The following is a 13,864-nucleotide window of genomic DNA, read 5'->3' on the forward strand; positions in this document are numbered from 1 at the left end:
GCCTGCTTGGAAAATCACACGAATCAGTCGCTACGGCCGTATTGCCCTTGGACTGCCACCGCGTTAAGCAGGCAAATCACTTTTGAAGATGAAAAAAAGCAAGCCGAAGTTGGCTTGCTTTTTGATACTCAATGAAAATCAAAGAGCAAACTAGGAAACTAGCCGCAGGTTGCTCAAAACATGGTTTTGAGGTTGTAGATGAAACTGACGAAGTCAGTAACCATACCTACGGCAAGGCGATGTTAATGCGGATTGAAGAGATTTTTGAAGAGTATAAATCTTCCTAGGATAAAGCAAAACGCATAGTATCAAGGGTTTTCAACACTTGATACTATGCGTTTTCTGATGTTAAAGACTTTCTACCAGATTTTTTTAAAGCATAATTGTTAGTTGTAGTCATTTATTATTCTTCAAAGAAAAATGGTGGGGCGAATTTTTTCAGTTCTTCAAAGCACTTTTGAGCAGTATCTGCATCTTCACAGATGATAAGACAGACATCATCACCACAAAGGGTAGCGATAGCGTCAGGGAAGCTCAAAGCATCAATGATAGAACCAAAGGATTGAGCCAGTCCAGGAAGGGTTTTTAGTAGGACTTGGTGTTGAACTGGGCGCATCAAGACAAGGGCGTCTTCCATGTAGAGTTCGAGACGTTTTTCCCATTTTGAGATGGAACCATTGTTAAGAACATAATAAGCGCTATCTTCTTCGCGGACTTTTGATAGGTTCATATTTTTGATGTCGCGTGAGAGGGTTGCCTGGGTCACTTGAATGTCGTTCTCAGCAAGAAGGGACTGCAATTCAGCCTGTGTATGAATCTTGTTTTTTGCAACAAGAGCGCGTATGAGTTGGTGGCGGTGCTCTGATTTATTCATAATAATGTAACTCCTTTTAGCAAGGTATGGTAAGCGTGGACTGAGCGAGGTCGACAGTCAAGTAGTAGTCGGTATTGTCACGGATGGTGATTTCAAAGTCAGTCGTATAGAGGACTAAACGAAGAGTATCTCCTTCTTTTAGATTGTAAATAGTTGGTTGCAGTTCAAATTGCACATCCATCCATTCATCTGCAGTAATATCCTCTACTAACAGTAAATCATTTCTATTTTGTAAATTAAGGTAACCTTTTGTCACGACTCGTTGTGCATCTGGTCTAAATGGCAGTTCACAGAGATTTTCCAGCATATGATAGCGACCGTTGTCAATGGTTCTAGCACTTAAAACAGCTGGATAAGGCTGTAAGTATTTCTTTTGACCAAGTTCCAGTAATTGAGCAGATAAAAGCCCCTTGTTTGTGCTGGATTTGATATGAAGATTGAGCTGAGCGCGACCGTTTAAATGAATGTCCTTGGTCACAGGAAGGTCAATAGTAATCTGATTAGCTTTCCCTTGATAGAGTTCTGTATTGAAGGTTTGGTAGGTCTTACCATAGCGCTCAAAATCCTTATCTGAGTACTGGTTTTGAATAGCTTGCTCTTCTTGACCAAGTGAGAAGGTTTCACAGTTTTCTTGCCCACCGAAGTTATCAAGTGATAACCAAGTCTGTGGAGCTGTATTGTCCTGCCAGATAACAGTAGGAAGTTGAAAGTCTGTTTCCTGTCCTAGTAATTTCTTGGTTAATAAGGCATTTATGGACTCACGGAAGTCAATTGATTGCCAATTGTTCATGTAAACATGGGCACCATTATGGAAAAAGAGATGCTTGTGTATATGAGTAGGAAGAGCATGGAACATCTGGTAAACATGAAGTGGTTTGACATTCCAATCCTGAGAACCATGAGTAAAGACAACCTCTGCCTTTACTTTATGGGCATTGAGCAGATAATTGCGGTCATGCCAAAACTGATTGTAGTCCCCAGTTTTTCGGTCTAGCTGAGCTTTCACTTTTTCTAAGTCAGCTTGGTGAGCTTCATTGCCACGGATATAGTCGCCAGCTAAGAGATTACGAGAATAGGTTAACTCAGCAAGGGAGTCAAAGTCCTCACCTGGATAACCACCTGGGCTAGTCACCAGACCGTTTTCACGGTAGTAGTTGTACCATGATGAAATTCCTGCCTCGGCAATGATAACTTCTAAACCATCGACTCCTGTAGTCGCAAGACCATTGGACATGGTACCTAGATAGGAAAGTCCCGTTGTAGCAACTTTTCCGTTTGACCAATCAGCCTTGACTTGACGCTGGCGCGTGTGATCAGTAAAGGCACGGCAACGGCCGTTAAGCCAATCGATGACATTTTTATAAGCCTCGATTTGCTGGTAGTCTCCATTAGTCATGAAACCTGTCGAGTCTTTGGTACCAACACCTGAGACATAGAGATTGGCAAAGCCTCTCGGAAGGAAGTAGTCGTTTAGTGTATAGCTAGAGTTGATGTGAGTTAGCTTTTCCTCAGCCTCTGCTATAAGCTCAGCTTTACCTTGGGGTTGGACGAGATTTAGTTGAGGTTTCTCTAGCTCAATCTTGTGAGGAAGCTTAACCTCAAGCTCGCCCTCCATCTTGTAGAGAGCCTTGTCACTAGCCTTGTCATTGGTTCCCTGATGATAAGGGCTGGCTGTCATGATGGCAGGGATTTTTCCATCAAAACGAGGGCGAATAATGCTAACCTTTACTAGGTCTGATAGCCCTTTTTGGTCAGTATCGACACGAGACTCCACGTAAACGACTTCACGAATGACATCCTGGTTAGAAAAAGTAGCCAAACTCTTGCCGTTAAAGTAGTGGTAGTCATTATCCTCCGGAATAAGACCATCACTAACAAGTTGGTCGATAAGAGTATTTCCTTTTTTGGTGCGAGTATTGAGTAACTGATAGAGATTTTCAAGCAAGTCACCGTATACAATAGGAAATCCAGTTTCTTTACGAAAAACGTCACTGTCTTCGAAGTCAACCAAATAAGAAAAGCCTAAAAGTTGAAAAGCAACAGTATAAAAAATATCTGCTGTCAGTTCATCTTCTGATTGAAAAAATGTCAGCAGGTCTGTTTTTTTATCAGCTGCTAGGATGGAAAGTGGGTAGTTGGTGTCTTGATAAGTGAAAAAGAAACGACGTAAAAAGGTTTCAAGTGAGTCTTTGTGATTGGTTGTATTTTGTAAATCAAAGCCATATTTTTTTAGTTCAGATAAGATATTTTCTTTTGGGAAAGTGATATAACTATATTGATTAAAACGCATAGAACCTCCATATAGAATGATAGTTAAGGTTATTATATCAAAAAAAAAGCAGAAAGGGAATTGTTAACTGTAAAAGGAAATAATCTAATAAAAATGAATAAAGTGCTAAATTCAATATAGAGAACAGTGTAATAGTAGATATAATGGATATAATATAAAAATTCTAGGAGATTTATATTGTATGTTTTCTATTTTTTTATATATAATATAGTATAAATATAAAAACGATGACAAAAATACAAATGAATAGAAAGTAAATTAGTAAGCTGATGAAATTTTTCTCAAGAGAAGCCTTTTATAGGTGAAAATGGTATAATATAGTGAGAAGGATAGAGGAGAAGTGTAAATTGATCGCACAACTAGATACAAAAACAGTCTATAGTTTTATGGAAAGCGTCATTTCGATTGACAAGTATGTGAGAGCAGCTAAAGAATACGGCTACACTCATCTGGCCATGATGGATATTGATAATCTTTACGGTGCTTTCGACTTTCTAGAGATTACAAAAAAATACGGTATTCATCCTTTACTAGGGCTTGAAATGACTGTATTTGTGGATGAGCGGGAAGTGAATTTGCGCTTTTTAGCTCTATCTAGTGTGGGCTATCAGCAGTTGATGAAGCTTTCAACAGCCAAGATGCAGGGGGAGAAAAATTGGTCAGTCCTGTCCCAGTACCTGGAGGATATCGCGGTCATTGTGCCTTATTTTGAAGAGCTTGAATCACTAAATCTAGGCTGTGATTACTATATAGGGGTTTACCCAGAAACACTGGCAAGTGAATTTCATCATCCTATCTTACCACTCTATCGGGTCAATGCCTTTGAAAGCAGGGATAGAGAAGTTCTTCAAGTCTTAACAGCGATTAAAGAAAATCTACCACTCAGAGAAGTCCCCTTGCGTTCACGACAAGATGTCTTTATATCAGCAAGTTCGTTAGAGAAATTATTCCAAGAACGTTTTCCTCAAGCCTTGGAAAACTTAGAAAAGCTGATTTCAGGCACTTCTTATGACTTGGATACTAGTTTGAAACTGCCTCGTTTTAACCCAGCTAGACCAGCAGTAGAAGAGTTGAGAGAACGCGCTGAGCTTGGGCTTGCCCAGAAGGGATTGTCTAGTAAAGAATATCAAGATCGACTAGACCAAGAATTGGCTGTTATTCATGATATGGGCTTTGATGATTATTTCTTGGTTGTCTGGGATTTGCTACGTTTTGGACGTTCGAATGGCTATTATATGGGAATGGGACGAGGTTCCGCAGTTGGTAGCTTGGTTTCCTATGCTTTGAATATCACAGGGATTGACCCAGTAGAGAAAAATCTGATTTTTGAACGCTTTCTCAATCGTGAACGCTATACCATGCCTGATATTGATATAGATATTCCTGATATTTATCGTCCAGATTTTATCAGATATGTTGGCAATAAATATGGTAGTAAACATGCGGCTCAAATCGTTACTTTTTCAACCTTTGGAGCCAAGCAAGCTCTACGAGATGTATTGAAACGTTTTGGTGTGCCAGAGTATGAATTATCTGCAATTACCAAGAAAATCAGTTTTCGTGACAATCTCAAGTCGGCTTATGAGGGTAACCTCCAGTTTCGTCAGCAAATCAATAGTAAGTTAGAATACCAAAAAGCCTTTGAAATTGCCTGCAAGATTGAGGGATATCCAAGACAAACCTCTGTACATGCGGCTGGTGTTGTGATCAGTGACCAAGATTTGACCAATTACATCCCTCTAAAGCACGGTGATGAAATTCCACTGACTCAGTATGATGCTCATGGTGTTGAAGCTAGTGGGCTTTTGAAGATGGACTTTCTGGGACTACGAAATTTGACCTTTGTCCAGAAAATGCAAGAATTGCTTGCTGAAACAGAAGATATTCATCTGAAAATAGAAGAAATAGATTTAGAAGACAAAGAAACGTTAGCTTTATTTGCTTCTGGTAATACAAAAGGTATCTTTCAATTTGAGCAACCTGGTGCTATTCGTCTGCTCAAACGTGTGCAACCAGTCTGTTTTGAGGATGTCGTAGCAACTACTTCTCTAAATCGACCGGGTGCTAGTGACTATATCAATAATTTTGTGGCAAGAAAACATGGGCAGGAAGAAGTGACTGTTCTGGATCCAGTACTGGAGGATATTTTGGCTCCAACTTACGGAATTATGCTCTATCAGGAGCAGGTTATGCAGGTTGCTCAGCGTTTTGCTGGATTTAGTCTTGGGAAAGCCGATATTTTGCGTCGGGCTATGGGGAAAAAGGATGCTTCTGCCATGCATGAGATGAGGGCTTCCTTTATTCAAGGTTCATTAGAAGCTGGACATACTGCGGAAAAGGCAGAGCAGGTCTTTGATGTCATGGAGAAGTTTGCAGGTTATGGTTTTAACAGGTCACATGCCTATGCTTACTCAGCCTTGGCCTTCCAGTTGGCTTATTTCAAAACGCATTATCCAGCCATTTTTTATCAGGTCATGTTGAATTCTGCCAACAGTGATTACTTAATAGATGCACTTGAAGCAGGCTTTGAAGTGGCGCCTCTGTCCATCAACACCATTCCCTATCACGATAAAATTGCCAACAAGTCCATCTATCTAGGATTGAAATCGATTAAAGGAGTCAGTAATGATTTAGCTCTCTGGATTATTGAAAATAGACCCTATTCTAACATTGAAGATTTTATAGCTAAATTACCTGAGAATTATCTGAAACTTCCTCTGCTAGAACCTTTGGTAAAAGTTGGTCTTTTCGATTTATTTGAAAAAAATCGTCAAAAAGTATTCAATAATTTAGTTAATCTATTTGAATTTGTAAAAGAGTTAGGAAGTTTGTTTGGAGATACTATTTATAGTTGGCAGGAATCGGAAGATTGGACAGATCAAGAAAAATTCTATATGGAACAAGAGCTTTTAGGGATAGGTGTCAGCAAACATCCACTACAAGCTATTGCAAGTAAGGCTATTTACCCGATTACTCCAATTGGAAATTTGTCAGAAAATAGCTACGCTATTATTTTGGTTGAAGTTCAGAAAATAAAAGTAATTCGTACTAAAAAGGGCGAAAACATGGCTTTCTTACAGGTAGATGATAGTAAGAAAAAATTGGATGTCACTCTCTTTTCAGACTTATATCGTCAGGTTGGGCAGGAAATAAAAGAGGGAGCCTTCTACTATATAAAAGGGAAAATCCAGTCACGTGATGGTCGTCTGCAAATGATTGCACAAGAAATAAGAGAAGCAGTTGCTGAACGCTTTTGGATACAGGTAAAAAATCATGATTCGGATCAAGAAATCTCACGTATTTTAGACCAATATAAAGGCCCAATCCCAGTCATTATCAGGTATGAAGAAGAACAGAAAACAATCGTTTCCCCTCATCATTTTGTAGCTAAATCCAATGAATTAGAAGCGAAATTGAATGAAATCGTTATGAAAACGATTTATCGCTAAAAATACGGAAAATAGAAGAATTTTAAAATCAAATGTGGTATAATCAAGAAGAATGTTAAAAGAAAAAGGAGCATAAACCAATATGAAACGTATTGCTGTTTTGACTAGTGGTGGAGACGCCCCTGGTATGAACGCTGCTATCCGTGCAGTTGTTCGTCAAGCAATTTCAGAAGGAATGGAAGTGTTTGGTATCTATGACGGATATGCTGGTATGGTTGCCGGTGAAATTCATCCCTTAAATGCGGCTTCAGTAGGAAACATCATTTCTCGTGGTGGTACTTTCCTTCACTCAGCTCGTTACCCAGAGTTCGCTCAACTTGAAGGGCAACTAAAAGGGATTGAGCAATTAAAAAAACACGGCATTGAAGGTGTAGTTGTTATCGGTGGAGACGGTTCTTACCACGGCGCTATGCGTTTGACTGAGCATGGTTTCCCTGCTATCGGTCTTCCAGGTACAATCGATAACGATATCGTTGGTACTGACTTTACAATCGGTTTTGACACAGCGGTTACAACTGCTATGGATGCTATTGATAAGATTCGTGATACATCATCAAGTCACCGTCGTACTTTTGTTATTGAAGTTATGGGACGTAACGCTGGTGATATCGCTCTTTGGGCTGGTATTGCAACTGGTGCAGATGAAATCATCATTCCTGAGGAAGGATTCAAGATTGAAGACATCGTAGAAAGCATTAAATGTGGTTATGAGTGTGGTAAAAAACACAATATCATCGTCTTAGCTGAAGGTGTGATGTCAGCAGCTGAATTTGGTCAAAAACTTAAAGAAGCTGGAGATACAAGCGACCTTCGTGTGACAGAACTTGGACATATTCAACGTGGTGGTTCTCCAACTGCGCGTGACCGTGTATTGGCGTCACGTATGGGTGCCCATGCTGTTAAACTTCTTAAAGAAGGTATTGGTGGTGTTGCGGTTGGTATCCGTAACGAGAAAATGGTTGAAAACCCAATTCTTGGAACGGCAGAAGAAGGAGCATTGTTTAGCCTTACTGCAGAAGGTAAGATTGTAGTTAACAACCCACACAAAGCCGATATTGAGCTATCTAGCTTGAATAAGAGCTTGTCATAATTTACAATTTAGTTAATAAGACCAAAAAGGTCATATCTATAAAGGAGTCACAAAAATCATGAACAAACGTGTAAAAATCGTTGCAACTTTGGGTCCTGCGGTAGAAATCCGTGGTGGTAAAAAATTCGGTGATGACGGATACTGGGGTGAAAAACTTGATGTTGAAGCTTCAGCTAAAAACATTGCTCAATTGATTGAAGCTGGTGCTAACACATTCCGTTTCAACTTCTCACACGGTGACCACCAAGAACAAGGTGAGCGTATGGCAACTGTTAAACTTGCTGAAAAACTTGCAGGTAAAAAAGTTGGTTTCCTTCTTGATACAAAAGGACCAGAAATCCGTACAGAATTGTTCGAAGGTGAAGCTAAAGAGTATTCATACAAAACTGGTGAGAAAATCCGTGTTGCAACTAAACAAGGAATCAAATCAACTCGTGAAGTGATTGCATTGAACGTTGCTGGTGCTCTTGATATCTATGATGATGTTGAAGTTGGTCGTCAAGTTTTGGTTGACGACGGTAAACTTGGTCTTCGTGTGGTTGCTAAAGATGACGCAACTCGTGAATTTGAAGTGGAAGTTGAAAACGATGGTATCATCGCTAAACAAAAAGGTGTGAATATTCCTAACACTAAAATTCCTTTCCCAGCCCTTGCTGAACGTGATAACGACGATATCCGCTTTGGTCTTGAACAAGGTATCAACTTTATTGCGATTTCATTCGTACGTACTGCAAAAGACGTGAACGAAGTTCGTGCAATCTGTGAAGAAACTGGAAACGGGCATGTTCAATTGTTCGCTAAAATCGAAAATCAACAAGGTATCGATAACTTGGATGAAATCATCGAAGCAGCTGATGGTATCATGATCGCTCGTGGTGATATGGGTATCGAAGTACCATTCGAAATGGTTCCAGTTTACCAAAAAATGATTATCAAGAAAGTCAATGCTGCAGGTAAAGTTGTTATCACTGCAACAAACATGCTTGAAACAATGACTGAAAAACCACGTGCAACTCGTTCAGAAGTATCAGACGTATTCAACGCTGTTATCGACGGAACTGACGCTACAATGCTGTCAGGCGAGTCTGCAAACGGTAAATACCCACTCGAGTCAGTAACTACAATGGCTACAATAGACAAGAACGCTCAAACTCTTCTTAATGAATACGGACGTTTGGATTCAGATTCATTTGAACGTAACTCTAAGACAGAAGTAATGGCTTCAGCTGTTAAAGATGCTACTAACTCAATGGATATCAAATTGGTTGTAACTCTTACTAAGACAGGTCATACTGCACGTTTGATTTCTAAATACCGTCCAAATGCTGATATCTTAGCATTGACATTTGATGAATTGACAGAACGTGGATTGATGTTGAACTGGGGTGTTATCCCAATGTTGACAGATGCTCCATCTTCAACTGACGATATGTTCGAAATCGCTGAACGTAAAGCGGTAGAAGCAGGTCTCGTTGAGTCAGGCGATGATATCGTTATCGTTGCTGGTGTACCAGTAGGAGAAGCTGTTCGTACAAATACAATGCGTATCCGCACAGTACGTTAAGAAAAATATAAAAACCTATCATATCCAGCTTTAGAGCTTGTGTGATAGGCTTTTTTGGGCTCTTTGTCAACTGTAGTGGGTTGAAGTCAGCTAAGCTCGAGAAAGGACAAATTTTGTCCTTTCTTTTTTGATATTCAGAACGATAAAAATCCGTTTTTTGAAGTTTTCAAAGTTTCGAAAACCAAAGGCATTGCGCTTGATAAGTTTGATGAGATTATTGGTCGCTTCCAGTTTGGCGTTAGAATAGTGTAGTTGAAGGGCGTTGACAATCTTTTCTTTATCCTTGAGGAAGGTTTTAAAAACAGTCTGAAAAAGAGGATGAACCTGCTTTAGATTGTCCTCAATGAGTCCGAAAAATTTGTCAGGCTCTTTATTCTGGAAGTGAAAAAGTAAGAGCCGATAGAGATTATAGTGGTGTTTCAAGTCTTCTGAATAGCTCAAAAGCTTGTCAAGAATCTCTTTATTGGTCAAGTGAATACAAAAAGTAGGGCGATAAAAACGTTTATCACTCAATTTACGACTATCCTGTTGAATGAGCTTCCAGTAGCGCTTGATAGCCTTGTATTCATGAGATTTTCTATCGAATTGGTTCATGATTTGGACACGCACACGACTCATAGCACGGCTAAGATGTTGTACAATATGAAAGCGATCTAGAACGATTTTAGCATTCGGGAGTGAAACAGTCTGGGAGACTGTTTCAGCCTGAGCCTAGAAATTTGAAAGCGAATCTGTTTAGCCAAGGCATAATAAGGGCTAAACATATCCATAGTAATAATTTTGACGCGACATCGGACAGCTCTATCATACTTAAGAAAGTGATTACGAATGATAGCTTGTGTTCTTCCCTCAAGAACAGTGATGATATTGAGATTGTTAAAATCTTGCGTAATGAAGCTCATCTCCATCTCCCGATTGAAACAGTCACTCCCCGGACTGTTTCAACGTCCCAAGACATAATCTCAGGCAGATTTCTAACATTACACTCAAAGTGGAAGTCATTGAGCTTTCGAATGACAGTTGAAGTTGAAATGGCCAGCTGATGGGCAATATCGGTCATAGAAGTCTTTTCAATCAACTTTTGCGCAATTTTTTGATTGATAATACGAGGGATTTGGTCATTTTTCTTGACGATAGAAGTTTCAGCGACCATCATTTTAGAACAATGATAGCACTTGAAACGACGCTTTCTAAGTAGAATTCTAGTAGGCATACCAGTCGTTTCAAGATAAGGAATTTTAGAAGGTTTTTGAAAGTCATATTTCTTCATTTGACTTCCGCACTCAGGGCAAGATGGAGCTTCATAGTCCAGTTTGGCGATGAGTTCCTTGTATGTATCCTTATTAATGATATCCATAGGGGATTTACCCACTACAAATATTATAGAGCCCAAAAAGGTGGCTATGTCACCTTTTTGTGTCAGTGTAGGTATTTGTGACGCGGTGGTGGGGCATCAATGGAGCTTCTTGAAGGTAATACTCTTCGAAAATCTCTTCAAACCACATCAGCGTCGCCTTACCGTAGGTATGGTTACTGACTTCGNNATCTACAACCTCAAAGCAGCGCTTTGAGCAACCTGCGGCTAGCTTCCTAGTTTGCTCTTTGATTTTCATTGAGTATGAAATAAGATATGCACAAATTGATTAGAAAAGTCAAATGAATTTCTACAAATGTTTTAGCAATCGCAATCTACTTGTCTAGATTCGATCTGATATATTTTCGATTTAATGATATGGTATTTAAAACCTCCAAAGCAGCTTGCTCCATTATTTTACTTACGTGAGTGTAGATGTTATTTATTGTTTTAGCGTCTTTGTGTCCCACTCTAACCATTATAGCTTTTAATGGGATATTCTTCTCAGCTAGTGTACTAAGGAGTGTGTGCCTGAAAATATGGGAACTAAGGGGCTGGTTTATCGGTTTCGTTAGTTTAGTATTTGCCTTTTGAAAAGTGATCTTAAATGCCTTTCTCTAAATTTACATATCACTATTGTTTAACAAAATATAATCTGCTTTAGGTCACTTATTCTTTTTTTGAAATGTAGAATGAACTTTTTCAAAGTTTTTCGAATCTTTTAAAATCTGTTTGTTTTATATCGCCATTCTCCCCCTTTTTTAATTCTCCCTATACAGCCTGACAACTTTCCCGATGGTACGAATATGGGTGCTTTCGTCTAGGTGGATGTCGGGGTATTCGGGATTGAGTTTTTTGAGGTAGCCTTGGCGAAGTTTCTTGACCTAGTTAGCACCGTCTACTTGGAAGATGACGATGGTATTATAGTCAATCTGTGGGGGATTCTTGATAAATAGGTAGTTGCCGTTTCTTATCTTTGGCTCCATGGACTTGCTGACGATATAAGCGATTGCGTCGTAGTCGTCTGGGATTTCATCCTCATAGAATGGAAACTCCATATCTAAATTGTCGTCCTGCATCGAGCGGCTACCTGCAGAGATAAACTACCTAACACGAGAGCAAGTAGTCTGTCTGTAGTCGTCCAGTCTGATGATTTTTGCGATACTTCGTTTATCATCGTTTTTCTTCTCATACAGTTGCCTCTCGGCATAGGTCGGGAATTTACCTTGTCTGGGTGATGCCCGTTGGTCGTAGATAGATTGGATATCGCTAGGAGAATCCTTTTGAACTGGAGGAAAGATGCATCAATCAAGCTACTGAATACTTTAGCTAAGTCAAATATAGTATTTTTCTTAGTAGACCTAACCCTTTTTTCATAATTTCCAATGGTGTTTTTACTTATACCTATCTTAGTACCCAATTCTTATTGAGTCCAACCATTACTAGTCTGTATTGTTTTATTTTTAGCCTCTAACAATCGCAATCTCTTCTTTATCTATGAATGAAATCGCTTTCTGTTTTTATAAGTAAAGCATAACGCGAAATCCACGAAAATGAAAACTTTGTTGTGTTTTCGTAAAAAAATTGTTGACAGAGCACGAAACGCCTATTATAATTAAATCAAGCTTAAGGAAATAACAAAAAAAAACAAATCGGAGGGAAAGACGATGAGCATATTAAATGAGAAAGTAATCAATATCTGTAAATCAGTAGTTAAAGAAACTTTAATCCAAGACATTTAGGAGAAAAAGATGAAGAAATCAAGAAAATTAGCCATATTAGGAATCTGTTCAGCTTTGTTTTTAGGCTTGGCAGCTTGTCAGCAAGATGCTACAACTTCGAATGGGACGAGTCAAAGGCAAAGTAGTTCAACGAAAGTTCCATGGAAAGCTTCATACACCAACCTAAACAATCAGGTAAGTACAGAAGAGGTCAAATCTCTCTTATCAGCTCACTTGGATCCAAATAGTGTTGATGCCTTTTTTAATCTCGTTAATGATTACAATACCATTGTCGGCTCAACTGGCTTATCAGGAGATTTCACTTCCTTTACTCACACAGAATACGATGTTGAAAAAATCAGTCATCTCTGGAATCAAAAGAAGGGTGATTTTGTTGGAACCAACTGCCGTATCAATAGTTATTGTCTTTTGAAAAATTCAGTCACCATTCCAAAACTTGATAAGAATGATCAATTGCTTTTCCTAGATAACGATGCGATTGATAAGGGGAAGGTCTTTGATTCACAAGATAAGGAAGAGTTTGATATTCTATTTTCGAGAGTTCCAACTGAGGCAACGACGGATGTCAAGGTTCACGCTGAAAAGATGGAAACATTCTTCTCCCAATTTCAATTCAACGACAAAGCTCGAATGCTATCTGTAGTCTTGCACGACAATCTGGATGGTGAGTATCTGTTTGTAGGCCACGTTGGAGTCTTAGTACCGGCTGATGACGGTTTCTTATTTGTAGAGAAATTGACTTTCGAAGAGCCCTACCAAGCGATTAAATTTGCCAGCAAGGAAGATTGTTACAAGTATTTAGGCACCAAGTATGCGGATTATACAGGCGAGGGACTGGCTCAGCCTTTTATCATGGATAATGATAAGTGGGTTAAACTTTAATGGTGGTATGATATGACAGTAATCCTAGGACTTTTATTTCTATTTTTGATGAGTTGGTGGGTTATTTCAATCGTTAATAGCCAGAAACCACGAAAAAATGAAACATTTATTGGCTATATCCAAAGATACGATATTGATGGGAATGGCTATCAATCAGAAGTATGGGAAGTGACTGAGGAGGAAGATTTATAATTAAAGAACAGACTCGTCTTTACAGTATTGCACCTATTTCCAGATAGTCCATTTGTAGTTTTATCCAGATTGCTATATAATTTAACTTAGAGAAAATAGGAGGACTAATCAGATGGAATTAAAAGATTTTACAGAAAAAGAACAGGAAATGATTAAGAAGGGGCTGACTACGTCTAAGATTAGTGACAAGGAAACTGCTGAGAAGATTTTTGCACTAGTACCACAAGACTTGATTAAGCGCATTCCGTTTTTCGTCAGAAAACATGCTACGACACGTACGATTAAACGCATTTCAATCGAACACCCTGAGCTTTACGCTGCAGCTCAAACAAGTGGTGAGATTCCAGAAAAAGAACGAGAAGAATTACGTCAGATTATCACAACTATCTTTGAACAAAAGATGAATAAGCATAGTATTAAGTAGAGA

11 protein-coding genes and 2 pseudogenes are annotated in these 13,864 nt (G+C 39.0%); 8 read left to right on the forward strand and 5 right to left on the reverse strand.

Going from position 1 to position 13,864, the window contains the following annotated elements:
• A pseudogene (locus tag HT729_RS10415) lies at nucleotides 1–67 on the forward strand (aromatic ring hydroxylase); the annotation flags it as partial.
• A 64-nt stretch (nucleotides 68–131) separates the two neighbouring features.
• Entirely contained in the window at nucleotides 132–287 is a 156-nt protein-coding gene (locus tag HT729_RS12265; protein WP_240164445.1) for a hypothetical protein, read from the forward strand.
• Between the two features lie 116 nt (nucleotides 288–403).
• On the opposite strand, the gene HT729_RS10425 is transcribed toward HT729_RS12265, so the two are convergent.
• A complete protein-coding gene (locus HT729_RS10425) occupies nucleotides 404–874 on the reverse strand; it encodes an arginine repressor (protein WP_172931996.1) in 471 nt (156 codons plus the stop codon).
• 16 nt (nucleotides 875–890) lie between these two features.
• On the reverse strand, nucleotides 891–3,164 hold the full coding sequence (locus HT729_RS10430) for a Xaa-Pro dipeptidyl-peptidase (RefSeq protein ID WP_172931997.1): 2,274 nt from the start codon (nucleotides 3,162–3,164) through the stop codon (nucleotides 891–893).
• 347 nt (nucleotides 3,165–3,511) lie between these two features.
• On the opposite strand from HT729_RS10430, the gene HT729_RS10435 reads away from it, so the two are divergent.
• The 3 genes from HT729_RS10435 to pyk all read left to right on the forward strand — a co-directional run bounded on the left by HT729_RS10435 (nucleotide 3,512) and on the right by pyk (nucleotide 9,267).
• Complete coding sequence (locus HT729_RS10435) at nucleotides 3,512–6,613, forward strand: DNA polymerase III subunit alpha (RefSeq protein WP_172931998.1); 3,102 nt, start codon at nucleotides 3,512–3,514, stop codon at nucleotides 6,611–6,613.
• An 82-nt stretch (nucleotides 6,614–6,695) separates the two neighbouring features.
• Nucleotides 6,696–7,703, forward strand: a complete 1,008-nt coding sequence (gene pfkA, locus HT729_RS10440) for a 6-phosphofructokinase (RefSeq protein WP_172931999.1) — start codon at nucleotides 6,696–6,698, stop codon at nucleotides 7,701–7,703.
• 58 nt (nucleotides 7,704–7,761) lie between these two features.
• Nucleotides 7,762–9,267, forward strand: coding sequence for a pyruvate kinase (pyk, locus tag HT729_RS10445; protein WP_001042799.1), 1,506 nt, complete (start codon nucleotides 7,762–7,764; stop codon nucleotides 9,265–9,267).
• Between the two features lie 90 nt (nucleotides 9,268–9,357).
• Here the strand turns inward: pyk and HT729_RS10450 are convergent.
• The 3 genes and pseudogenes from HT729_RS10450 to HT729_RS10465 form a co-directional block, all read right to left on the reverse strand.
• Nucleotides 9,358–10,624, reverse strand: a pseudogene (locus tag HT729_RS10450) (transposase).
• Nucleotides 10,625–10,956: 332 nt separating this feature from the next.
• Nucleotides 10,957–11,223, reverse strand: coding sequence for a tyrosine-type recombinase/integrase (locus HT729_RS10460; protein ID WP_080564667.1), 267 nt, complete (start codon nucleotides 11,221–11,223; stop codon nucleotides 10,957–10,959).
• Nucleotides 11,224–11,505: 282 nt separating this feature from the next.
• Nucleotides 11,506–11,700: a S24 family peptidase gene (locus HT729_RS10465; RefSeq protein ID WP_001150162.1), complete on the reverse strand. Its 195-nt coding sequence runs from the start codon at nucleotides 11,698–11,700 to the stop codon at nucleotides 11,506–11,508.
• 672 nt (nucleotides 11,701–12,372) lie between these two features.
• Here HT729_RS10465 and HT729_RS10470 point away from each other — a divergent pair.
• The 3 genes from HT729_RS10470 to HT729_RS10480 all read left to right on the forward strand — a co-directional run bounded on the left by HT729_RS10470 (nucleotide 12,373) and on the right by HT729_RS10480 (nucleotide 13,861).
• Nucleotides 12,373–13,245, forward strand: a complete 873-nt coding sequence (locus tag HT729_RS10470; RefSeq protein ID WP_000749590.1) for a DUF4300 family protein — start codon at nucleotides 12,373–12,375, stop codon at nucleotides 13,243–13,245.
• Nucleotides 13,246–13,257: 12 nt separating this feature from the next.
• Nucleotides 13,258–13,437 carry a hypothetical protein gene (locus tag HT729_RS10475; protein ID WP_000216060.1) on the forward strand — a complete coding sequence of 60 codons (180 nt, stop codon included), beginning with the start codon at nucleotides 13,258–13,260 and terminating at the stop codon, nucleotides 13,435–13,437.
• Between the two features lie 112 nt (nucleotides 13,438–13,549).
• Nucleotides 13,550–13,861, forward strand: coding sequence for a hypothetical protein (locus HT729_RS10480; RefSeq protein ID WP_000420552.1), 312 nt, complete (start codon nucleotides 13,550–13,552; stop codon nucleotides 13,859–13,861).
• Nucleotides 13,862–13,864 lie beyond the last annotated feature (3 nt).

Origin of the sequence: Streptococcus sp. 79, from assembly GCF_013277425.1 — a bacterium.
GTDB classification, from domain to species: Bacteria; Bacillota; Bacilli; order Lactobacillales; family Streptococcaceae; genus Streptococcus; species Streptococcus pseudopneumoniae.